Source organism: Micromonospora lutea, assembly GCF_016863535.1.
In the GTDB taxonomy this organism is placed as follows: domain Bacteria; phylum Actinomycetota; class Actinomycetes; order Mycobacteriales; family Micromonosporaceae; genus Micromonospora; species Micromonospora lutea.
In genome coordinates this window covers 1-21,284 of sequence record NZ_BOPB01000025.1, presented here as the reverse complement: position 1 = coordinate 21,284, position 21,284 = coordinate 1, and the positions used below count along the sequence as shown (strand labels likewise).

Sequence of the window (21,284 nt, the reverse complement as noted above, 5' to 3'; positions counted from 1 at the left end):
CGCTCGCGGCGGCGCAGGTCTCTGCTCGCGACTGCGGGGCTCGCTGCGCTCTCTCCTCGCGCTCGCGGTTGGGACTCGCTGCGCTGACTCCTCGCACTCGCATCAGTGGGCTCCCACGAGCTGCTTGTCGGACAACTTCGGCGCGGTCCGTCCCTCGATGTAGTCGAGGTAGTCCTGCTTGAAGTACTTCAGCGACGAGGTCACCGGGCTGGTGGCACCGTCACCCAGACCGCAGAACGAACGGCCGAGGATGTTGTCACAGGTGTCGAGCAGAGTGTCCAGGTCCTCCTGGGTGCCCTGGCCGGCCAGGATGCGCCGGTAGACCCGGACCATCCAGTAGTTGCCCTCCCGGCACGGGGTGCACTTGCCACACGACTCGTGGTGGTAGAACTCCAGCCACCGGTAGGTCGCGTAGACCGGGCAGTCCTGGTCGGAGAAGATCTGCGTGGCGGTGGTGCCGAGGATCGAGCCGGCACCGGCCACGCCCTCGAAGTCCAACGGCACGTCCAGGTGCTCGGCGGTGAGCAGCGGGGTGGACGACCCACCCGGAGTCCAGAACTTCAGGTTGTGACCCGGCTGCATGCCACCCGCCAGCTCGATCAGCTCGCGCAGGGTGATGCCGAGACCGCACTCGTACTGGCCGGGGTTGGCGATTCGGCCGGAGAGGGAGTAGATCATCGGGCCGGAGGACTTCTCCGTGCCCATCGACTTCCACCAGTCCGCGCCACCCAGCACGATGTACGGCACGCTGGCGATCGTGCCCACGTTGTTGACCACGGTGGGGCTGGCGTACAGGCCGTGGGTGGCCGGGAACGGCGGGCGTAGCCGGGGCTGGCCACGGAAGCCCTCCAGGGAGTCGAGCAACGCCGTCTCCTCGCCGCAGATGTACGCGCCGGCACCGGAGTGCACCACCAGGTCCAGGTCGAAGCCCGAGCCGAGGATGTCGCGGCCGAGGTAGCCCTTGGCGTACGCCTCGTTCACCGCGTTGCGCAGCCGGCGGGCGGCGTGCACGGCCTCGCCCCGGATGTAGATGTAGGCCCGGTTGGCCCGGATCGCGTACGAGGCGATGATGACGCCCTCGACCAGCGAGTGCGGGTCGTGGGTCATCAGCGGCAGGTCCTTGCAGGTGCCCGGCTCACCCTCGTCGGCGTTGACCACGAGGTAGTGCGGCTTGCCGTCACCCTGCGGGATGAAGCCCCACTTGAGGCCGGTGGGGAAACCCGCACCGCCGCGACCGCGCAGCCCGGAATCCTTCACCAGCTGGATGAGGTCGTCCGGGTGCGCCTTGACCGCCTTGCGCAGTGCGGCGTAGCCGTCCAGCTTCTCGTAGGTGTCGATCCGCCAGGCGTCAGGGGACAACCAGCGCTTGGTGAGCACGGGCGTCAACTTGGCCAGGGTCTCCGGCGCAGGCGTGGTCACTTCTGAGCCCCCTTGTCGTTCGCGGAACCCTGACCGCTGCCGGCGGACTCCGCTTCCTTGAGGTTGCGCTCCTGCGCCCCGGCGTCGTCGCCGGCCGGCTTGGCGTCGCCCGCCGGCTTGTTGGCCGCCGCACCGGCGGCCTCCGCGGCCCGGGCGTCATCCGAAGCCGGCGGCTGCCCGTCGACCGGAACCTTGGTGCCAGGAGCGTCGGGCACCGCGGTCTTCGCGTCCGGCTGCCGGGTCTCGGCGGTACGCACCTGCGGCGACTTGCGGTCCGGCGCCGGAACGTCGGGTGCGGTGCTGCCGGTCGGCGCGGACTTCGCCGGGGTGGCCGGTGCGGGCTTGTCGCCGGCCTGGCCGCTGCGGATCGGGGTGTTCGGGTCGAAGCCCGGTGCCGAGATGCCGTGCTGCTGGGCCAGTCGCAGGCCGCGCAGGGTCGGCTCGCCCGGCACCCCGTCGGCGACGGCGCCCTCCCGCTCATCGGCGAAGCCGGCGAGCTGGATCGCCATCTCCTTCAGGGTGCAGAGGCGGGCGCCACGGCTCGGCGTGGGCCGGCCACCGGCGCGCAACTCGTCGACCACCCCGACCGCGGTCTGCGGGTCGACGCCGTCGAAGAAGTCGTAGTTGACGGTCATCACCGGGCCGTAGTCGCAGGCGGCCAGGCACTCGGCGTGCTCCAGGGTCACCTTGCCGTCGGTGGTGGTCTCGTCGTGCCCAACGCCCAGGTGCTCGGCGAGGGTGTCGTAGACCTCCTGGCCACCGAGCACGTTGCACATCGTGTTGGTGCAGACGCTGACCAGCCAGTCACCGGTGGGCCGGCGCTTGTACATGGTGTAGAAGCTGGCCACCGCGCCGACCTGGGCCTTGTTCAGGCCAAGCACCTCGGCGCAGAACGCCACTCCGGCCGGAGAGACGTAGCCCTCCTCAGCCTGCACGAGGTGCAGCAACGGCAGCAGGGCCGAGCGCGACCGGTCCGCCGGATAGCGGGCGATGATCTCCCGCGCCCGGGCCCGCGTCTCGTCCGTGAAGACAGTCACCGGTCACAACCTCCCATTACCGGGTCCAGCGAGGCGCCGCCGGCGATCACGTCGGCGATCAGGCCACCCTCGGCCATCGCCGGTAGGGCCTGGAGGTTGACGAAGCTCGGCTCCCGGTAGTGCACCCGGTACGGCCGGGTCCCGCCGTCGGAGACCGCGTGTACGCCCAACTCACCCCGCGGCGACTCGATCCCCACGTACACCTGGCCCGGTGGCACCCGGAAGCCCTCCGTCACCAGCTTGAAGTGGTGAATCAGGGACTCCATCGACTGGCCCATGATCTTAGCGACGTGCTCCAGCGAGTTGCCCATGCCGTCGACGCCGATGGCCAGCTGCGCCGGCCAGGCGATCTTCTTGTCGTCCACCATCACCGGGCCTGGCTTGAGCCGGTCCACGGCCTGCTCGATGATCTTGAGAGACTCGCGGATCTCCGCGTTACGCACCAGGTAACGGCCCCAGACGTCGCCGTCGGTGTGGGTCGGCACGTCGAACTCGTACGTCTCGTAGCCGCAGTACGGCATGGTCTTGCGCAGGTCCCAGGCCAGGCCGGCCGAGCGGAGCACCGGACCGGTGACACCGAGCGCCAGGCAGCCGGTCACGTCGAGCACGGCCACATTCTGCGTCCGCTCCAGCCAGATCGGCTGGCCGGAGAGCAGGTCCTCGTACTCCTTCAACCGCTTCGGCATGAGCTTGAGGAAGTCGCGGATCTTGACGATCGCCTCGTCCGGCACGTCCTGGGCGACGCCGCCCGGCCGGACGTACGCGTGGTTCATCCGCAGGCCGGTGATCAGCTCGAAGATCTCCAGGATGTACTCGCGCTCCCGGAAGCCGTAGAGCATCATGTTGATCGCACCCAGCTCCATCGCCGTGGTCGCCAGCCAGACCAGGTGCGAGGAGATCCGGTTCAGCTCCATCATGAGCACCCGGATGGTGGTGGCGCGCTCGGTGATCTGCTCCTCGATGCCGAGCAGCTTCTCCACCGCCAGCGCGTACCCGGTCTCGTTGAACAGCGGGGAGAGGTAGTCCATCCGAGTCACGAAGGTCGAACCCTGGACCCAGTTGCGGAACTCCAGGTTCTTCTCGATACCGGTGTGCAGGTAGCCGACGACCGAGCGGACCTCCCGGACCGTCTCACCCTCCAGCTCAAGGATCAGCCGGAGCACACCGTGCGTGGACGGGTGCTGCGGGCCCATGTTGACCACGATCCGACCCTCGTTGATCGGATCGACGCCGGAGACGACGTCGTCCCAGTCCCCACCGGTGACGGTGAAGACCCGGCCCTCGGTCGTCTCGCGCTCGGTAGCGTAGTTCGACCCGGTCATTGGTAAGACCTCCGCTTGTCGGGCGGCGGGATCTCGGCGCCCTTGTACTCCACGGGCACGCCGCCGAGGGGGTAGTCCTTGCGCTGCGGGTGTCCCTCCCAGTCGTCCGGCATGAGGATGCGGGTCAGTGCCGGGTGACCGTCGAAGATGACACCGAACATGTCGTACGTCTCCCGCTCCTGCCAGTCGGCGGTCGGGTAGACGGAGGTGACGCTGGGCAGGTGCGGTTCCTCGACGCTGACCGCAGCCTCCAGCCGGACCTGCCGCCGATAGGTCATCGAGGTGAGCTGGTAGACGACGTGCAGCCGGCGCGCGTCGGCGCCCAGGTAGTCGACTCCGGAGACCGAGGAGCAGAGCTCGAAGCGCAGCGCCGGGTCGTCCCGCATCACCTGGCAGACTTCGGCGATCCGCTCCGGGCGGATGTGCAGGGTCAGCTCGCCCCGATCGACCACGACCTTCTCGATCGCCTCGCCGAACGCCGGGTACGCCTCCTCCAGCGCGTCCCGCACCTCGTCGAAGTAGCCGCCGTAGGGCCGGGGCGAGTCCTCGACCGTGTGGTGCCGGCGGACCAGGCCGCCGAAACCGGAGGTGTCACCGGTGCCCTGGTTGCCGAACATGCCCCGACCGGCCGGTGCGGCCGGCGGGAACTCGGCGGGAGCGCCACTCGTCGCGCCGGCGGGCGTCACCGGAACCGGCACCCCACCGGTGGTCGGCTTGTCGTCAGTCACTTGATCCCCCCGTACGGGTGGAGGTGGTTCTGGGCCTTCATCCAGTTCTCGATCCGCAGCTGCTCCTCGCGGCCTTCGCGGACGGCCTTCGTCCACTCGGCCCGCCGGGCCTTGTCGCTGCGGTACGACGACGGCATCGAGCCGTACGGCACCACCGGCACGTCACCGCGCGCCTCGCGGGCGGCCAGCATCTTGCGACCGTTCGCGCCGAGCGGCTCGTGGCCGATCTTCTCGCGCAGCTTGAGGATCGCGTCGATGAGCATCTCCGGGCGCGGCGGGCAACCCGGGAGGTACATGTCGACCGGTACGACGTGGTCGACGCCCTGCACGATGGCGTAGTTGTTGAACATGCCGCCGCTGCTGGCGCAGACGCCCATGGAGAGCACCCAACGGGGCTCGGCCATCTGGTCGTAGATCTGGCGCAGCACCGGGGCCATCTTCTGGCTCACCCGGCCGGCGACGATCATCAGGTCGGCCTGACGGGGCGAGGCCCGGAAGACCTCCATGCCCCAGCGGCCCATGTCGTAGTGCGGACCACCGGCGGCCATCATCTCGATCGCGCAGCAGGCCAGGCCGAACGTGGCACCCCACACCGACGACTTGCGCGACCAGTTGACCAGCTTCTCCACCGAGGTGAGCAGGACACCGGCGGGAAGTTTCTCCTCGATACCCATAGCGGTTCCTCCCTCAGTCCCAGTCCAGGCCGCCACGCCGCCACTCGTAGGCGTACGCGACGAAGATGGAACCGATGAACACCAACATGGCGACGAACCCGAACACCGGCAGGATGTCGAAGGAGACCGCCCACGGGTACAGGAAGATCATTTCCACGTCGAAGACGATGAAGAGCATCGCCGTCAGGTAGAACTTGACCGGAAACCGGCTGCCACCGATCGGTTGAGGGCTAGGCTCAATCCCACATTCGTAGGCTTCGAGCTTGGCCTTGTTGTAGCGACGGGGGCCGGTGAACCGGGCGGCGGCTATCGAGAACAGCGCGAAACCCGCGGCGAGGGCGAACAGCCCGATGATGGGTACGTAAGGCGAGAGCGACATTTTTTCTCCTGCTCGTCCTTCCCTGCCCTCGGTGGTTGGTGAAAATCACACTATTCACATCCCACCCCGCACCCTTCGGCGGGGGTGGACCTTGCCTGCTCCGCGCCCCTACACAGCGGGCGCAACCCGGGTCATCGCATTGATCACCCGGTCCATCGCGTCACCGCCGCGCGGGTCGGTGAGGTTGGCCAGCAACTTGAGCACGAAGCGCATCAGCGTCGGGTGGGGCATGCCGTGCTTCGTCGCCACCCGCATGATCTCCGGACGGCCGATCAGCTTCACGAAGATCCCGCCCAGCCGGTAGTAGCCGCCGAACCGGGTTTTCAACTCCTGCGGGTACGCCATCAGGGCCCGTTCCCGCTCGACGCCGGCGGGCCGGGCGAGCGCCTGGACCGCGACCTCAGCGGCCAGTTCGCCGGACTCCATCGCGTACGCGATGCCCTCGCCGTTGAACGGGTTGACCATGCCACCGGAGTCACCGACGAGCAGCACGCCTCGCGTGTAGTGCGGCACCCGGTTGAAGCCCATCGGCAGGGCGGCGCCGAGGATCGACCCCTCGGCGTTCGTCTCGTCGGTCATGCCCCACTCCGCCGGCGTGTTGGCCAGCCAGTCGGTGAGCAGCCGCCGGTAGTTCGTCTTGCCGAACGCCGAGGACGAGTTGAGGATGCCGAGCCCGACGTTGACCCGGCCGTCACCGAGGCCGAAGATCCAGCCGTACCCGGGCAGCAGTTCGTTGGTGCCCTTGGAGCGCAACTCCAGCCAGGACTCCAGGTAGTCGTCGTCGTGGCGGGCGGCGGAGCGGTAGTAGCGCCGGACCGCGACACCGATCGGGCGGTCCTCCCGCTTGGCCAGTCCGAGCGCGAGCGGAAACCGGCCCGAGACGCCGTCGGCGGCCACCACCAGCGGGGCGTGGAAGGTGACGGGTGCCTTGTCCGGCCCGTCCTCGCCCTGCACCCCGACCACCCGGCCGTCACCGTCCAGCACCGGACCGACGACGTTCACGCTGGTACGCAGCTTCGCTCCGGCCGCCACCGCGCGCTGGGCGAGCAGGTCGTCGAAGTCGAGTCGGGTGCGTACCAGCCCGTAGTTCGGGAAGCTGGCCAGATCCGGCCAGTCCAGTTCCAGCCGGACGCCGCCACCGATCACCCGCAGGCCACGGTTGTGCAGCCAGCCGGCCTCGGGAGAGGTGTCCACACCCATCCGGATCAGCTGCCGCACCGCGCGCGGCGTGAGCCCGTCGCCGCAGACCTTCTCCCGGGGGAACTCGGTCTTTTCGAGCAGCAGCACGCGTACGCCGTGCCGAGCCAGGTGGTACGCGGTCGCCGAGCCACCGGGACCGGCGCCCACGACGATCACGTCGGCGTCGTTCTCCACCGCGGTCATTAGCGCCTCCTCCCCGCCCTGCTCGTGAAATGCTTCACAAGCCAGCCGGGACGAGTCTATGACCGACGCCTTACGCTCGCCTTGTTAGGGCGACCTAACCTGCTAAAAAGCGATGAACGCGGGTCGACGACCCCTCACCGACGGACCGAGTCAGCGCTGTCCAGGTTGACCCGGATGGTCTCCGGCAACTGCTCGCGCAGGGTGCCGCCGGCGGCCCGATCCAGGGCCGCGAGCACCTCCGACACCACCTGACGCACCTCGGCGGGATCCGCGCCGGCCAACTCGCGGAGTTGGTCGATCAGCTCCACGGCATCGCAGGTGGCCCGGTTCCTCGGCTCCGTCATGCCGGCCAGCGTACGCCCAGAAAGGGCTTTAAATTGTCGTATTCACCTAAATTACGGATTCATCCCGGATGGCTCGGTGCAGGGCCACCACCCCGCCGGTCAGGTTGCGCCACTTCACCGCCCGCCAGCCAGCCGCGCCGACCCGGCTCGCCAGGGCGGCCTGGTCCGGCCAGGCCCGGATCGACTCGGCCAGGTAGACGTACGCGTCCGGGTTGCTGGAAACCGTCCGGGCCACGGCCGGCAGGGAACGCATCAGGTACGACAGGTAGACGGTGCGGAACGCGCGATTGACCGGGGTGCTGAACTCGCAGACCACCAGCCGCCCGCCCGGGCGGGTCACCCGGGCCAGTTCGCGGAGCGCGGCGTCGGTGTCGTTGACGTTGCGCAGCGCGAAGGAGATGGTCACCGCGTCGAAGCTGGCGTCGGCGAAGGGCAGCCGCAGGGCGTCCCCGGCCAGCAACGGCACCTGCGGGCGGGTGCGCTTACCGGCGTGCAACATGCCGAGGGACAGGTCGGCGCCGACCGCGTACGCCCCGGAGTGGGCGAGTTCCTCGGTGGACACCCCGGTGCCCGCGCCCACGTCCAGCACCCGGTCACCCGGTCGCAGGTCGAGCGCGGCCCGGGTGGCCCGCCGCCAGAACCGGTCCTGACCGAAGGAGAGGACCGTGTTGGTCAGGTCGTAACGGGCCGCGACACCGTCGAACATCGCGGCGACCTCGTGCGGCTGCTTGTCCAGACTGGCGCGCTGGCCCTGCGGGGTACGGCTCACCCCTCCACTCTGCCAGCCCGCCCGCTGGCACCCCGGGCCGGGGCGCGACGAACAGTGAGGGCGGGATGGGTGACCATCCCGCCCTCACTGCCGTGCGTTATGTGAACGGCCCGCGCGGGCCGATAGAGGACGAACCTCAGGCGTTCGTCTTCTCGTCACCCGGGGTCACCAGGACCACCCGGCGACGACGGGCAACCAGGAACATCGCCACACCGGCGAGCACCACACCCGCGCCGATGCCACCGATCAGGCCGGCCTGCACACCGGTGACCGGCAGGCCACCGCCACCGCCGCCACCACCGCTGGTGGCAGCGACCACCACAGCGAAGTCATCGGAGTTGTCGGTCGGGTCGATGTCGGCGAACTCCGACTCCTTGATCTCACGCACCTCGGCCTTGCCGAAACCGGGCTTGGTGGCCTGCTGGCTGATCCGTGCGTCGGGCGACAGCGCACCGAACGCCACGGCCTCAAGCGAGCCGCCGGTCAGAGTCACCGGAGCCTCGACGCCCTTGCCCACCTCGACGGCCAGCGGAACGACAAGCACCGTGTCCCGCTCCAGCAGGAAGGTGTCGTCCTCGCAGACCGCGCGGCGCTTGTCGGAGCTGATCTCGCAACCCTCGACCGGCAGGAAGCTGACGCCCTTCGGCAGCTGGTAGGTCAGCTTGAGGCCCTGAGCGGTCAGGTCACCCTGGTTGGCGATCTCGCTCCAGAACACGGTGCGGTCGCCCGGGTGCACCGGACCGTCCTCATCGAGGGTTTCCAGGTCGATGCGGGTCTTCACGTCGGGGACGATGACACCCAGGTCGACACCGCTCTCCGGAGTCAGCTCGACGTTGATCTCGACGCTGTTGTTGCTCTCGTCGGTGTCGTCCGAAGACTCGATGCTGATCGTCACTGGCGCCTGGTACGGACCGGTGACGCCTTCGGCCGCCTTGAACAGGACGATCGGCACCTCGGTCGTCTCACCCGGCCCGGGGATTTCTTCCTTGTCGAGCTCGCAGACCCACAGCTCGGGCTTGGTGTCACCGGTGACCTCACAACCGCCTTCGGTGACGGAGGCCACGATGAGCTTGCTGTCGTCCACCTTGGAGGTGTCGACCTTGACGAGCACCTTGGTCGGCGTGCCCTCGCCCTGATTGGCGATCTTGGCCCAGCCGACCTTGGCCTCGACGCCGTCGGTGGCGCGGGTGCCGGCGGCGGTGAGGGCGAGGTCCGTCTCGGTGCCAGCGGCGTAGGCCGGCGCGCCCAGGGCGGTGAAGGTGCCCGAGGCGAGCAGCGCGGCCGTGGCCAGGCTGGCGGCCCGGCGGGTTCGGAAGATCATGGGATGGTCTCCCCCGTAGGTTCAGTGAAAACGTACGGGCGGGGACGTTAGCGCTCAGCGATCACCCGCGCCACCCTCAAACACACCAGTCACAAGCTGCTCAGCTAATGGCAACTTAAGGATTGTCCGGATTGATGGGCCTTACTGCCCGGTCACCCCCCGCTATCCGACCGGGGCGGTCCGACGCTTCGAACCGGATGGATGGCCCGTACGGACCATTCGGCTGAACGGGGAGGCGTCCTCGACCCGGACGCAGCGTCGGCCGAGCAGTCACTTGACGTGATCGCTCGGCCGACAAATCAGGCGCGTCTGCCACCCGTCAGTGTGTGGGCGGTCAGTTCGCCTCGACCAGCGGCAGCGACCGACCGGCACCCCCACCGGGCAGGGCGATCGAGGAGAAGTGCGAGACCACTCGGTCGTCGCTCGGGTCGTCGGCCGGCGTGTGGTGCACAGCCAGTCTGTTGTAGAGCGTGTCCCGCTGGGCGGGGATCCGGTCGGCAGAGCGGATCATCCCGATCAGCTCGTGCAGGTTGGAGCGGTGCCGGGCACCCGCCGAGGAGATGACGTTCTCCTCCAGCATGATCGAACCGAGGTCGTCGACACCCATGTGCAACGCGAGCTGGCCGACGTCCTTGCCGGTGGTCAGCCAGGACGCCTGCAGGTGCGGCACGGTCTCGAAGAAGAGCCGGGCCACCGCCACCAGCCGCAGGTACTCCAGCGTGGTGGCCTGGGTGCGACCCTTGAGGTGGTTGTTCTCCGGCTGGTACGTCCACGGGATGAAGGCCCGGAAGCCCTGCGTACGATCCTGCACGTCGCGGATCATCCGCAGGTGCTCGATCCGCTCGGCGGCCGTCTCGCCGGTCCCCATCATCATCGTGGCGGTCGACTCGACCCCCTGCCGGTGCGCCAGCTCCATGACCTCCAGCCAGCGCTCGCCCGACTCCTTCAACGGCGCGATCGCCGTGCGGGGGCGCTGCGGCAGCATCTCGGCACCCGCTCCGGCGATCGAGTCGAGCCCGGCGGCCTTGATCCGGGCGATCGCCTCGTCCAGGCTGACGCCGGAGACCTTGGCCATGTGCAGGATCTCGCTCGGCCCGATCGAGTGGATCGCGAGTTGCGGGTACGCCTTCTTGACCGAGGAGAACAACTCCTCGTAGTACTCCACGCCATAGTCCGGGTGGTGGCCGCCCTGAAGCATCACCTGGGTGGCGCCCAACTCGACCGCCTCGCCGCACCGGCGCAGGATCTCCTCGGTCGGGTGGGTCCACCCTTCCTTGTGCTTCGGAGCGCGGTAGAAGGCACAGAACTTGCACGCCGTCACGCAGACGTTCGTGTAGTTGATGTTGCGATCGATCAGGTACGTGACGATGTTGTCCGGGTACCGCCGCCGACGGACCGCCTCCGCCGCCTCGCCCAAGGCGTGGAAGGGGGCGTCGGTGTAGAGCAGCAGGGCCTCCTCGGGCGTGATCCGCCCGCCGTCCGCACCACGCTGCAGGATGTCGTCAATCTCCCGGTTCACCGTCACGCCTCCGAGGGTACGCCGCTTCTTCTCCCCGCCCGCCAGGGCCGATCCCGACCTGTGATCCATCCCCTTTCCCGAGCAGCGGCAACCGTCCGAGGCGGAGATCGAGGCGACTCGGTACACCATGGTGAGGGGAGCCCGGTGCGGTGGGTAGTTTTGTTGTCGTCCCAGCGACAACAAAACTACCCACCACCAGGCCGAGACCTGTCCCCTGCCCCGGCGAGGGGTCGGAGGTCACGTCACGCGTCATAGTCGATGGCAAGGGTGTCGGTGCGCGGGCTGGACTGGCAGGTCAGCACGTAACCAGCGGCCACCTCGTCGGGCTCCAGGGCGTAGTTGCGGGCCATCTCCACCTCGCCGGAGACGACCTTCGCCCGACAGGTCGAGCAAACCCCACCCTTGCAGGCGTACGGCAGTTCGCCGCGGACCTTCAGCGCCGCGTCCAGCACCCGTTCGTCGCGGCGCATCGTGAAGCTCGACGAGCGTCCGTCAAGCATGATCGTCACGTCCGTGCCGCCGGACGAGTCGTCCCGGCGCGCCACCGGCTCGGACGGGGCGTCGACGTGGAACAGCTCCGTGTGCACCGCGGACTCCGGCACGCCACGGTCGGTGAGCACCGCCTTGGCGTCCACCACCAGCCCGTACGGGCCGCAGAGGAACCACTCCTCGATCAGCTCACCGGGGACGATGGTGTCCAGCAGCCGGCCCAGCCGGTCGGCGTCGATCCGGCCCGAGAGCAGCGGTGATTCGCCCTGTTCGCGGGAGAGCACGTGCACCAGGTGCAGCCGGGTCGGGTAGCGGTCCTTCAGATCCGCCAGTTCCTCGGCGAACATCACGCTGCCGGCCGTCCGGTTGCCGTACACCAGAGTGAAGGTGCTGGCCGGCTCCACGGCCAGCGCGGTGGCGATCAGCGACAGCACCGGGGTGACGCCCGAGCCGGCGACCACCGCGCCGTAGTGGCGTGTCCGTTCCGGTGCGAACGCCGTGGTGAAGTGCCCCAGCGGCGGCAGCACCTCGATGGTGTCGCCGTGCCGCAGCGCCCCGCAGGCGTAGCCGGAGAAGGCCCCACCCGGGATCTCCCGCACGCCGATCCGCAACCGTCCGTGCCGCTCCAGCTCCGCCGGGGTGGAGCAGATCGAGTACGAGCGGCGCACGTCCGCACCGGCCGCGCGGGCAGCGTCGCCCTGCGCGCCAGCGGCCACGGCCGGCAGGCGTACGGTCAGGTGCTGGCCGGCGCGGAAGGTGAAGGTCCCGCGTAGTTCCTCGGGCACGGCGAAGGTGATCGCGACGGCGTCGGCGGTGAGCCGGTCGACGGCGACGACGGGCAGCGGATGGAACACCGGCCGGCGGCGAACCGGACGGGTGATGGTGACAGTCACAGGGCCTTCACATGGTCGAAGGGTTCGGCGCAGGAGCGGCACCGCCACAGCGCCTTGCACGCGGTGGAGCCGAACCGGCTGAGCTGCTCGGTCTCCGGCGACCCGCAGCGTGGGCAGCGCACCGCCAGGGTGAGTGGGACGACGCCGTCGCGCCGGACCGGGACGGGCGGGGCGATGCCGGCGGCGGCCAGCTTGGCCCGCCCGGCGTCGCTGATCCAGTCGGTGCTCCAGGCCGGGCTGTGCACCGTACGCACCTCGGCGTCCGGATGGCCGACGGCGGCCAACGCGCGACGGATGTCGGCGCGGATGACATCCATCGCCGGGCAGCCGGTGTAGGTGGGAGTGATCGTCACCACCACCCGACCGGTGGCCGGGTCCTCCTGCACCGACCGCAGGATGCCGAGGTCGTCGATGGTGACCACCCGGATCTCCGGGTCCACCACCGCCGCCACGGCCTGCCGCGCCCTGCTCATCTGATCACCAACGGGCCCCGGGATGGGCGCGGTGCAGCACCTGCATCTCCGCGAGCAGGTACGACAGGTGTTCGGTGTGCACCCCGTCGCGCCCGCCCGCCGGCGTCCAGCCCACCTCGGGCACGGTGAGGGTCGCCTCGGCGAACACGGCGGTCACCGTGTCGTCGAAGTCGGACCGCAGGATCGCGGGGTCGACCGGAGCGTCCGGCCAGGCCGCGAAGAGTTCGTCGGCGTACGGCCAGATCTGGTCGACGCCGGCCTGCATCCGCCGGTGCGACTCCTCGGTCCCGTCGCCGAGCCGCTTCACCCAGAGCGCGGCGTGGTCCAGGTGGTACGCGGACTCCTTGCGAGCCTTGCCGCCGATGGCCGCCAGCCGCTCGTCCGGGCAGTCGGCAAGCGCCGTGTAGAGCGGCACCTGGTACGCCGCCAGGACGAGCAGCTTCGCCATGGTCACCGCGAAGTCGCCGTTCGGCAGCTCGACCAGCAGGCAGTTGCGGAACTCCCGGTCGTCGCGCAGGTAGGCCAACGCGTCCTCGTCCCGGCCGGCCCCCTCCAGTTCGCCCGCGTACGACAGCAGGAGCCGGGCGGCACCGAGCTGGTCCAGGGCGATGTTGGCCAGCGCGATGTCCTCCTCCATCTCCGGCGCCCGGGTGGTCCACTCGGCGAGTCGCTGCGCCGCGATGAGCGCGTCGTCGCCGAGGGCGAGGGTGAAGGCGAACGGCCCGTTCACAGGTGGGCCGCCCCTTCTGGGACCTCGTAGAAGGTGGGGTGGCGGTAGACCTTGTCGGCGGCCGGGTCGAAGAAGGCGTCCTTCTCGTCCGGGCTGGAGGCGGTGATGGCGCTCGCCGGAACCACCCAGATCGACACGCCCTCCTGACGCCGGGTGTAGAGGTCACGGGCGTTGCGTAGGGCCAGTTCCGCGTCGGGCGCGTGCAGGCTGCCGACGTGGGTGTGTGCCAACCCGCGCCGAGCCCGAACGAAGACCTCCCACAGCGGGGTGTGTTGCTGGCTCACGCTGCCACCTTCTCCTTCTCCGCGTGCTTGGCGGCGTACGCGACGGCCGCCTCACGCACCCAGGCACCCTCGCGGTGCGCACGGCGTCGGTGCTCCATCCGCTGCCGGTTGCACGGCCCGTTGCCCTTGATCACCCGCATCAGCTCGTCGTAGTCGGGCTGGGTGAAGTCGTACGCCTGGCGCTCGTCGTTCCAGCGCAGATCCGGGTCGGGCAGGGTCAGCCCGAGCACCTCGGCCTGGCCGACGCACATGTCCACGAAGCGCTGACGCAGCTCGTCGTTGGAGAAGCGCTTGATCTTCCAGGTCATCGACTGGGCGGAGTGGGTGGAGTCGCCGTCGGGTGGACCGAACATGGCCAGGGACGGGTACCACCAGCGGTTGACCGACTCCTGGGCCATCGCCTTCTGCGCCGGAGTGCCGTGCGCCAGGATGTGCAGGATCTCGTAGCCCTGGCGCTGGTGGAACGACTCTTCCTTGCAGACCCGGATCATGGCGCGGGCGTACGGGCCGTAGGAGCAGCGGCACAGCGGCACCTGGTTGACGATCGCCGCGCCGTCCACCAACCAGCCGATCGCGCCGACGTCGGCCCAGCTGAGCGTGGGGTAGTTGAAGATCGAGCTGTACTTCTGACGGCCACTGAGCAGCAGGTCGACCAGCTCGTCCCGGCTGACGCCGAGGGTTTCGGCGGCGGCGTACAGGTAGAGGCCGTGGCCGGCCTCGTCCTGCACCTTGGCCAGCAGGATCGCCTTGCGCTTGAGGGACGGGGCGCGACTGATCCAGTTGCCCTCCGGCTGCATGCCGATGATCTCGGAGTGGGCGTGCTGGGCGATCTGCCGGATCAGCGTCCGCCGGTACGCCTCCGGCATCCAGTCGCGGGGCTCGATCTTCTGGTCGGCGTCGACGACCTCGGCGAAGTAGGCGGCCAGATCCTCACCCGGCTGGGCGGCAGCACGACCACGTTCCGCAGCAGCACGCAACGCCGCCTCCGCGGCCTCGACCTCGCCGAGCAGGCCGCCGGGCGGGTCCTCACCCGGGAAGTCATTGCCATACATGCCACCAGTGTTACAGCTAGCCGCTGAAGAAACCAGAGGGTGTCATACAAATCCAGGACTCCCCACCGTTACCCACCGGTCGCGAACGGTGGATTCGGTAACTATGAGTTAGGTCACGAACCAGCGATAAATCCTCGCAACCGCCACATAGCGGTTCGTTATCCCGCCTTCACCCCGAGTTGCCCAGTGTCGGGTCCTGGCATAACGGCGATCCGGACGTAGACTTCCCCCGTCACACCGATCGGCTGAAGACGATCGCCAGTTCAGGGCCACTTCCCCCGGCCCCGGCGATCCGCACCGGTCAGTCCTGGCAACAAGCCGGTTCCCCCGGCCCCGACATCTGGAGCTACCCGCTCATGCGATCTCGCGTGACCATGGTGCTCGCCGTAACGGCGGTGCTGCTCGGCGGCGTCATGCTGGTGCCGACCGCGTACGCCCGGCTTTCCGCCGGCGGAGCGAACGCCGGCCAGGAGAGCGTCGCCGCGCCACCGCCCACCCCGCCGCCGCCACCGACCCTGGCCGCCGGCAAGGTCTCGGTGAACTTCAAGGGCGAGTTCTTCTCCTGGGCGCTGCTGGACCGCGAGACCGGCGAGCTCTCCGGCTCCAAAAACATGGCCGCGACCAGCTCGACCGAGTCGATGCTCAAGGTCTGGATCGTCGCCGACTACCTGCGTCGACTCGGCGACAAGGAGCCGCCCGCGGCGATGAAGAAGGCAGCCAGCCTGGCCATCCGGGACAGCGACGACGACGCGACCAACCGGATCTACAGCGCCATCGGCGGCTCCTACCGCGTGCCTGCGGACGGGCAGCCCGGCCCGGTGATCAAGCGCGCGATCAGCACCTGCGACCTCACCGACACCAAGCGCGGCAACGTCAAGGGTTACGAGGGCTGGTGGAGCTTCACCCGGATGTCCCCGCGCGACGCCGTACGGCTCGGCGACTGCATCGCCGACGGCACCGCCGCCGGCCCGAAGTGGACCAAGTGGCTGCTCAGCGAGATGAGCAAGGTGCGCGGCAGCACCGCCACCAAGGACCAGAACCCCCGCTCGGGTGGCGGCCGGTGGGGCATCATCGACGGCCTGCCTGAGTCGATCACCAGCCAGGGTCCGATCGGCATCAAGAACGGCTGGACCCCCCTCAACTATGACGGCAACTGGCACGTCAACTGCCTGGCCGTGACCGAGAAGTGGAGCCTCGCGGTGATGCTGCGTTACCCCCAGCGGAGCGGGCTCGACTACGGGTCGGACGTCTGCGCCAGCGTCGCCAGCCAGCTGGTGACACCGCAGCCGGGCGGCGCCCTCAAGGTGCCGCAGCAGCCGATCGGCAAGCTCTGATGCCCGGCCGCAGCCGCCGCAACGGCGAGACATCGCCGCTGCGCCTGGCCGCGATCGCGGCTGTGCTGATCGGGCTGGTCCTGGTCTCGCTGCGCCTGCTGCCCGGCTCGCCCTTCGAATCCACCGCCGCCGCCCAGTGGGGCCGGGGTGAGTCACCGGCGGACCGGGGCACCACCCTGACCGACCGCAGCGCACGACCGTCGCCGTCGCCCAGCCCTTCGCCGGAGCCGGAGCCGCTGCCCTTCGAGGCCAAGGAGATCGACCTCGACATCGACGGCTGGTACGCGTGGAGCGTGCTGGACCGCCGCTCCGGCGAGATCATCGGCTCGGAGAACATGGCCGAGACCAGCACCACCGCCTCCTTGATCAAATCCTGGATCGTCGCCGACTACCTGCGTCGTACCGCCGACGCCGGGCAGACCCCGAGCGACGCGAAGCTGGGCGACCTGACCCGGATCATCCGGGACAGCGACAACACCCGCACCGAGCAGCTCTACACACAGATCGGCCGGTCCGCCTCGATCAAGCGACTGCTGTCCACCTGCGAGCTGACCGACAGCAAGGTGTCCCGCGATCTCGGCTGGAGCCGTACGGAGCTGTCCCCCCGGGACACCGCCCGCCTCGGCGAATGCATCGCCAACGGCACCGCCGCCGGTCCGAAGTGGACCAAGTGGCTGCTCGGCGAGATGCGTCAGGTACGCGGTGCCGGCGACTTCGGCATCCGCAAGGCGTTCCCGGCCGCCGAGGCGAAGAAGATCGCCATCAAGAACGGCTGGGTCGATCGCACCCGTGAGCAGGAGATCCACGTCAACTGCCTGGCGATCGGCGACACCTGGACGATGGGCGTGATGCTCCAGTACCCGATCAACAAGGGCTACGAGTACGGCATGAGCAACTGCGAGAAGATCACCGAGGCTCTCCTCACCACGTCGCCGTGAGCCTGCGCCCGCTCCTCAGCGGGTGAAGAAGGTGGGGCCGGTCGACGGTAGCGGCGGGGTTTCGCCGAGGGCGGCGGTGAGGCGGGCGAACTCACGGATGCCGGCGACCTGTCGTTCGCCGAGGGAGAAGTCCAGGGTCCGGAAGTACTCCGCCAGAGTGGTCGCGTCGAAGGGCTCCCAGCGGGCCGCCGACTCGGCGACCTGATCCAGTTCGGCCAGGCACAGGTCGCGCGAGCGCAGGAACCCTTCATGCACCTCTTTGACCAGGCCGGGATGGGCTGCGGCGAAGTCCCGGCGGACCGCCCAGACGGCGAAGACCATCGGCAGTCCGGTCCACTCCCGCCACGCCTGACCCAGGTCGGTCACGGTCAGCCCCTGTCGGGGTGCCTCGTACATGGCACGCAGGGCCACGTCACCGATCAGCACCGCGGCGTCGGCCTCCAGCAGCATCTGGGTCAGGTCCGGCGGGCATCGGAAGTACTCCGGGCGGACGCCGTACCGCTCACGCAGCAGGAGTTGGGCGAGGAGGACCCCGGTCCGTGAGGTGGAGCCCAGCGCCACCCGGGCACCATCGAGGTCGGCCAGCGGTCGGGTGCTGACCAGGTTGACCGACAGCACCGGACCGTCGCTGCCGACCGCCAGGTCGGGCAGGAGCAGCAGGTCGTCGGCGTGTCGCAGGTACTCGACGAAGGTGATCGGCCCGATGTCCAGGTCGCCGGCGACGAGTTGGGCACTGAGCCGGTCCGGTGAGTCCTTGTGCAGGTCGACGTCGAGCAGCGCACCGGAACGCATCAAACCCCAGTAGATGGGCAGGCAGTTGAGGAACTGGATGTGCCCGACGCGGGGGCGGGCAAGGCGCTCGACCATGCCCCGACCGTATCCCCACCGCCCGTGACCTGCTCAGCGGGACGTCGGGTAAGTGGTGAACCCCGCACCCACCGGCGTCGGAGGAAAACCGGTTGTCCACGGCATGAGCGGGAGTAGGCTGTTCGTCCCGCCCGACGGCCGCGGTGAGTAGCACCGCAGCGGACGTCTCCGCGCCGACCCACGAGTCGGAAACGCGAGCGGCAGCCTTCTTCCCCGTGTCGAGGAGTCCGTGGATGAGCCTGCACGCCCAAGAAATCCCCCCGCCGTACGGATTGGCGGACGAGTTGGCCGAAGAGCGGGCGCACCTGACCCGTTCGCGGGCGGCGCTGCGCCGGATGCGGGAACGCGCCGAAGCGCTCTTCGCCACCGGCGACAAGGTGGCCGGAGACGCGTACACCGCCGAGCAGCTCGGCCGGCACCTGGCCCGGCGGGTCGCCGAACTCGCCGACGACCCGCGAACGCCGCTCTTCTTCGGCCGGCTCGACTTCGGCGACGCGGATGCCGAACACGCCGGCCACCGCTACCACGTCGGTCGTCGGCACGTCACCGACGAGCAGGGCGAACCGTTGGTGCTGGACTGGCGGGCACCGGTCTCCCGCGCGTTCTACCGGGCCAGCGCCCGCGACCCGCAGGGCCTGGCGGTACGGCGACGGTTCGGCTTCGGCGACGGGAAGCTGACCAGCTTCGAGGACGAACACCTGGACCGGGGCGAGGAACTCGGCAGGGCCAGCCGGATCCTCACCGCCGAGATCGAACGCCCCCGGGTCGGACCGATGCGGGACATCGTCGCCACCATCCAGCCCGAGCAGGACGAACTCGTCCGTGCCGACCTGGCCACCTCGATCTGCGTGCAGGGCGCCCCGGGCACCGGCAAGACCGCCGTCGGGTTGCACCGCGCCGCATACCTGCTCTACCTGCACCGGGAGCGGTTGCGGCGGTCGAAGGTGCTGGTCGTGGGACCGAACCGAGCATTCCTCGGCTACATCGCGGCGGTGCTGCCCGCACTGGGTGAGGTCGAGGTGGAGCAGGCCACCGTGGAGGACCTGGTCGACCGGGCGCCGGTGCGGGCGGTGGACCCGCCGGACGTGGCCACGCTCAAACACGACGCGCGGATGGCCGAGGTGCTGCGCCGGGCCGTCGACGCGTACATCGGCGAGCCGGTGGAACCGATGCTCGTCTCCGACGGCTCGTTCCGCTGGCGGATCGGGCTGGAGCCGCTGCACCGGCTGGTGCAGGAAACCCGTGCGGAGCGGCTGCCGTACGCCGTCGGGCGGGAGAGAGTCCGGGCCCGGGTGGTCGGGCTGCTGCAACGGCAGGCCGAGGCACGACGGGCGGAGTCGCCGGGCGACGCGTGGCTGCGCCGGATGGGCAAGTCGAAACCGGTCACCGGGTTCCTGGACACGGTCTGGCCGGCGCTCACCCCGGACGGCCTGCTGCACACGCTGTACGCCGAGCCGGTCCGGCTCGCACAGGCCGCTGACGGCCTGCTCACCCCCGACGAGCAGAGTCTGCTCACCCGCCGGGCGACCGGCCGCCTCACCAACGGCACCGGGTTGGCCCGGACGGCGAAGGCGACCCGGTGGACGACCGCGGACGCCATGCTGATCGACGAGGCGGCCGGCCTGCTCGAACGCTCGACGGGCTACGGGCACGTCGTGGTCGACGAGGCCCAGGACCTGTCACCCATGCAGTGCCGGGTCATCGCCCGACGTAGCGAGCACGGCTCGCTCACCCTCCTCGGCGACCTGGCGCAGGCCACCGCGCCCTGGGCGGCCACCGACTGGCGGGAGAGCCTGCGCCACCTGGGCAAGCCGGACGCGGCGGTGGTGCCGTTGACCATCGGGTTCCGGGTACCCGCTGCCGTGCTCGCCTTCGCCAACCGGTTGCTTCCGGCACTGGCCGTCGACGTGCCGCCGGCCGAATCGCTGCGCGGTGACGGCACGCTCGATGTGCGTACCGTCACCGATCTTGCCGGTGCGACGGTGGCCGAGGTGCGGGCGGCGCTCGCGCACGAAGGGTCGATTGCCGTGGTCGCCGCCGACGACACCGTGGAAGGGCTGCGGTCGGCGCTGGCCGAGGCGGGGATCGACACCGCGACCGCCGACGCGCCCGCCGCCGGGGCGCGCGTCACTGTAGTGCCGGCGACCCTGGTCAAGGGTCTGGAGTACGACCACGTCATCGTGGTCGAGCCCGCCGCCATCGTCGCCGCCGAACCACGCGGTCTGCACCGGCTGTACGTGGTGCTCACCCGGGCGGTGTCCCGGCTGTCCGTGCTGCACACCGTGCCACTGCCCGCGCCGCTGGCCTGACCCCGTCCAGGGTCGCCGATTCAGTGGATGTTCCGCCCGTTTCCACCCCGGGCGGCGGCGAACCGGTGCCACCATGCCGAAGGGAGCGGCCGACCGGTGGCCGCCGCAGGTCGGAAAGGGGTGGCCGTGGTCAGCGTCGCGCCGGGTACGCCCTGTTGGACCGACCTGGCGACGCCAGGGCTCGACGCGGCCCGACGGTTCTACCCGGAGCTGTTCGGCTGGACCGGTCGGGTCGACCCCGAGCCGGAGGCGGGCGGGTACACGGTCTTCCTGCTGGATGGTCGGGCGGTGGCCGGGGCAGGCCCACCGGCCGTGCCAGACCAGGTGCCGATCTGGTCGACGTACGTCGCCACCGACGACGCCGATCTGGTCGCCGGCCGGGTGGAGCGGGCCGGTGGGCAGGTCGTGGTGCCACCCTTCGAGGTCTTCGACCGGGGCCGGATGGCGGTCTTCACCGATCCTGCCGGCGCCGCGTTCAGCGTCTGGCAGCCGATGACCTTCGCTGGTGCCGAGGTGTTCGACACCCCCGGTGCGATGAGCTGGACGGAACTGGTCACACCCGACCCGGACGGGGCGAAGATCTTCTACGAACTGGTCTTCGGTTGGCAGCCGGAGGAGGAGCCGATGGGCCAGGTCGCCTACACCGGCTGGCGACTCGGCGACCGGGTCGTGGCGGGGATGATGCCCCCGCTGGGCGCGGACTTCCCGGCGGAATCCCCGGCGTACTGGACGGTGTACTTCTCCGTCTCCGACGCGGATGCCACCGCGGCACACGCCGCCGAACTCGGTGGCACGATCCTGGTTCCCCCGCGCGACATCCCCGCCGGCCGCATCACCGCCCTCCGCGACCCCCACGGCGCCCTCTTCTCCCTCATAGCCCTAACCCCACCCCCCTAGCCCCACCACCCCACCCCACCCCACCCCGGCCCCCCGGCCCCCGGCCCCGGCCCCGGCCCCGGCCCCCGGCCCCGGCCCCCGGCCCCGGCCCCGGCCCCGGCCCCGGCCCCGGCCCCGGCGATC

Annotated in this window: 21 protein-coding genes; 4 read left to right on the top strand and 17 right to left on the bottom strand. The window is 69.9% G+C overall.

The window, feature by feature from the left end:
* Positions 1–102: 102 nt before the first annotated feature.
* The 16 genes from nuoF to paaA form a co-directional block, all read right to left on the bottom strand.
* The gene (gene nuoF, locus Vlu01_RS20005; RefSeq protein WP_204001828.1) at positions 103–1,419 is read right to left on the bottom strand and encodes an NADH-quinone oxidoreductase subunit NuoF; all 1,317 of its coding nucleotides are present in this window, start codon (positions 1,417–1,419) and stop codon (positions 103–105) included.
* Entirely contained in the window at positions 1,416–2,456 is a 1,041-nt protein-coding gene (gene nuoE, locus Vlu01_RS20000) for an NADH-quinone oxidoreductase subunit NuoE (RefSeq protein WP_204001824.1), read from the bottom strand. The genes nuoF and nuoE overlap by 4 nt, the downstream gene beginning before the upstream one ends.
* A complete protein-coding gene (locus tag Vlu01_RS19995) occupies positions 2,453–3,778 on the bottom strand; it encodes an NADH-quinone oxidoreductase subunit D (RefSeq protein ID WP_204001821.1) in 1,326 nt (441 codons plus the stop codon). The genes nuoE and Vlu01_RS19995 overlap by 4 nt, the downstream gene beginning before the upstream one ends.
* Entirely contained in the window at positions 3,775–4,506 is a 732-nt protein-coding gene (locus Vlu01_RS19990; protein WP_204001818.1) for an NADH-quinone oxidoreductase subunit C, read from the bottom strand. Before Vlu01_RS19990 ends, Vlu01_RS19995 begins: the two co-directional genes overlap by 4 nt.
* Entirely contained in the window at positions 4,503–5,180 is a 678-nt protein-coding gene (locus tag Vlu01_RS19985; RefSeq protein WP_204001817.1) for a NuoB/complex I 20 kDa subunit family protein, read from the bottom strand. The genes Vlu01_RS19990 and Vlu01_RS19985 overlap by 4 nt, the downstream gene beginning before the upstream one ends.
* Positions 5,181–5,193: 13 nt before the next feature.
* Positions 5,194–5,559, bottom strand: a complete 366-nt coding sequence (locus tag Vlu01_RS19980; protein WP_204001816.1) for an NADH-quinone oxidoreductase subunit A — start codon at positions 5,557–5,559, stop codon at positions 5,194–5,196.
* Between the two features lie 108 nt (positions 5,560–5,667).
* A complete protein-coding gene (locus Vlu01_RS19975; protein ID WP_204001815.1) occupies positions 5,668–6,942 on the bottom strand; it encodes a geranylgeranyl reductase family protein in 1,275 nt (424 codons plus the stop codon).
* Positions 6,943–7,076: 134 nt separating this feature from the next.
* The gene (locus tag Vlu01_RS19970; RefSeq protein ID WP_204001814.1) at positions 7,077–7,286 is read right to left on the bottom strand and encodes a hypothetical protein; all 210 of its coding nucleotides are present in this window, start codon (positions 7,284–7,286) and stop codon (positions 7,077–7,079) included.
* Positions 7,287–7,332: 46 nt separating this feature from the next.
* Positions 7,333–8,055 carry a demethylmenaquinone methyltransferase gene (locus Vlu01_RS19965; protein ID WP_204001813.1) on the bottom strand — a complete coding sequence of 241 codons (723 nt, stop codon included), beginning with the start codon at positions 8,053–8,055 and terminating at the stop codon, positions 7,333–7,335.
* Between the two features lie 136 nt (positions 8,056–8,191).
* Positions 8,192–9,376: a hypothetical protein gene (locus tag Vlu01_RS19960; protein WP_204001811.1), complete on the bottom strand. Its 1,185-nt coding sequence runs from the start codon at positions 9,374–9,376 to the stop codon at positions 8,192–8,194.
* Positions 9,377–9,710: 334 nt separating this feature from the next.
* A complete protein-coding gene (gene mqnC, locus Vlu01_RS19955; RefSeq protein WP_204001809.1) occupies positions 9,711–10,901 on the bottom strand; it encodes a cyclic dehypoxanthinyl futalosine synthase in 1,191 nt (396 codons plus the stop codon).
* A gap of 236 nt (positions 10,902–11,137) precedes the next feature.
* Entirely contained in the window at positions 11,138–12,277 is a 1,140-nt protein-coding gene (gene paaE / locus Vlu01_RS19950) for a 1,2-phenylacetyl-CoA epoxidase subunit PaaE (RefSeq protein ID WP_204001807.1), read from the bottom strand.
* A complete protein-coding gene (gene paaD / locus Vlu01_RS19945; protein ID WP_204001803.1) occupies positions 12,274–12,750 on the bottom strand; it encodes a 1,2-phenylacetyl-CoA epoxidase subunit PaaD in 477 nt (158 codons plus the stop codon). Before paaD ends, paaE begins: the two co-directional genes overlap by 4 nt.
* 4 nt (positions 12,751–12,754) lie before the next feature.
* Entirely contained in the window at positions 12,755–13,480 is a 726-nt protein-coding gene (paaC, locus tag Vlu01_RS19940) for a 1,2-phenylacetyl-CoA epoxidase subunit PaaC (RefSeq protein ID WP_204001801.1), read from the bottom strand.
* Complete coding sequence (gene paaB / locus Vlu01_RS19935) at positions 13,477–13,764, bottom strand: 1,2-phenylacetyl-CoA epoxidase subunit PaaB (protein WP_204001799.1); 288 nt, start codon at positions 13,762–13,764, stop codon at positions 13,477–13,479. Before paaB ends, paaC begins: the two co-directional genes overlap by 4 nt.
* Positions 13,761–14,816, bottom strand: a complete 1,056-nt coding sequence (paaA, locus tag Vlu01_RS19930) for a 1,2-phenylacetyl-CoA epoxidase subunit PaaA (protein ID WP_204001796.1) — start codon at positions 14,814–14,816, stop codon at positions 13,761–13,763. Before paaA ends, paaB begins: the two co-directional genes overlap by 4 nt.
* Before the next feature lie 356 nt (positions 14,817–15,172).
* Here paaA and Vlu01_RS19925 point away from each other — a divergent pair, with 356 nt between their 5' ends.
* Complete coding sequence (locus Vlu01_RS19925; RefSeq protein ID WP_204001793.1) at positions 15,173–16,150, top strand: hypothetical protein; 978 nt, start codon at positions 15,173–15,175, stop codon at positions 16,148–16,150.
* On the top strand, positions 16,150–17,088 hold the full coding sequence (locus tag Vlu01_RS19920) for a serine hydrolase (protein WP_204001790.1): 939 nt from the start codon (positions 16,150–16,152) through the stop codon (positions 17,086–17,088). The genes Vlu01_RS19925 and Vlu01_RS19920 overlap by 1 nt, the downstream gene beginning before the upstream one ends.
* Positions 17,089–17,103: 15 nt before the next feature.
* Here the strand turns inward: Vlu01_RS19920 and Vlu01_RS19915 are convergent, their stop codons facing one another.
* Positions 17,104–17,955: a menaquinone biosynthetic enzyme MqnA/MqnD family protein gene (locus Vlu01_RS19915; RefSeq protein ID WP_204001787.1), complete on the bottom strand. Its 852-nt coding sequence runs from the start codon at positions 17,953–17,955 to the stop codon at positions 17,104–17,106.
* A gap of 233 nt (positions 17,956–18,188) precedes the next feature.
* Here Vlu01_RS19915 and Vlu01_RS19910 point away from each other — a divergent pair, with 233 nt between their 5' ends.
* Positions 18,189–20,264 (top strand): HelD family protein, encoded by a 2,076-nt coding sequence (locus Vlu01_RS19910; protein WP_204001784.1) that lies wholly within the window; start codon positions 18,189–18,191, stop codon positions 20,262–20,264.
* Between the two features lie 126 nt (positions 20,265–20,390).
* Positions 20,391–21,161 carry a VOC family protein gene (locus tag Vlu01_RS19905; protein ID WP_239096022.1) on the top strand — a complete coding sequence of 257 codons (771 nt, stop codon included), beginning with the start codon at positions 20,391–20,393 and terminating at the stop codon, positions 21,159–21,161.
* The last annotated feature ends 123 nt before the right edge of the window (positions 21,162–21,284 follow it).

Coding starts and splice junctions, on each gene's coding strand:
- Vlu01_RS19995 (WP_204001821.1), bottom strand. CDS start 3,778: ATGACCGGGTCGAACTACGCTACCGAGCGCGAGACGACCGAGGGCCGG.
- Vlu01_RS19985 (WP_204001817.1), bottom strand. CDS start 5,180: ATGGGTATCGAGGAGAAACTTCCCGCCGGTGTCCTGCTCACCTCGGTG.
- Vlu01_RS19980 (WP_204001816.1), bottom strand. CDS start 5,559: ATGTCGCTCTCGCCTTACGTACCCATCATCGGGCTGTTCGCCCTCGCC.
- Vlu01_RS19975 (WP_204001815.1), bottom strand. CDS start 6,942: ATGACCGCGGTGGAGAACGACGCCGACGTGATCGTCGTGGGCGCCGGT.
- Vlu01_RS19970 (WP_204001814.1), bottom strand. CDS start 7,286: ATGACGGAGCCGAGGAACCGGGCCACCTGCGATGCCGTGGAGCTGATC.
- Vlu01_RS19960 (WP_204001811.1), bottom strand. CDS start 9,376: ATGATCTTCCGAACCCGCCGGGCCGCCAGCCTGGCCACGGCCGCGCTG.
- paaD (WP_204001803.1), bottom strand. CDS start 12,750: ATGAGCAGGGCGCGGCAGGCCGTGGCGGCGGTGGTGGACCCGGAGATC.
- paaA (WP_204001796.1), bottom strand. CDS start 14,816: ATGTATGGCAATGACTTCCCGGGTGAGGACCCGCCCGGCGGCCTGCTC.
- Vlu01_RS19925 (WP_204001793.1), top strand. CDS start 15,173: ATGCGATCTCGCGTGACCATGGTGCTCGCCGTAACGGCGGTGCTGCTC.
- Vlu01_RS19920 (WP_204001790.1), top strand. CDS start 16,150: ATGCCCGGCCGCAGCCGCCGCAACGGCGAGACATCGCCGCTGCGCCTG.
- Vlu01_RS19915 (WP_204001787.1), bottom strand. CDS start 17,955: ATGGTCGAGCGCCTTGCCCGCCCCCGCGTCGGGCACATCCAGTTCCTC.
- Vlu01_RS19910 (WP_204001784.1), top strand. CDS start 18,189: ATGAGCCTGCACGCCCAAGAAATCCCCCCGCCGTACGGATTGGCGGAC.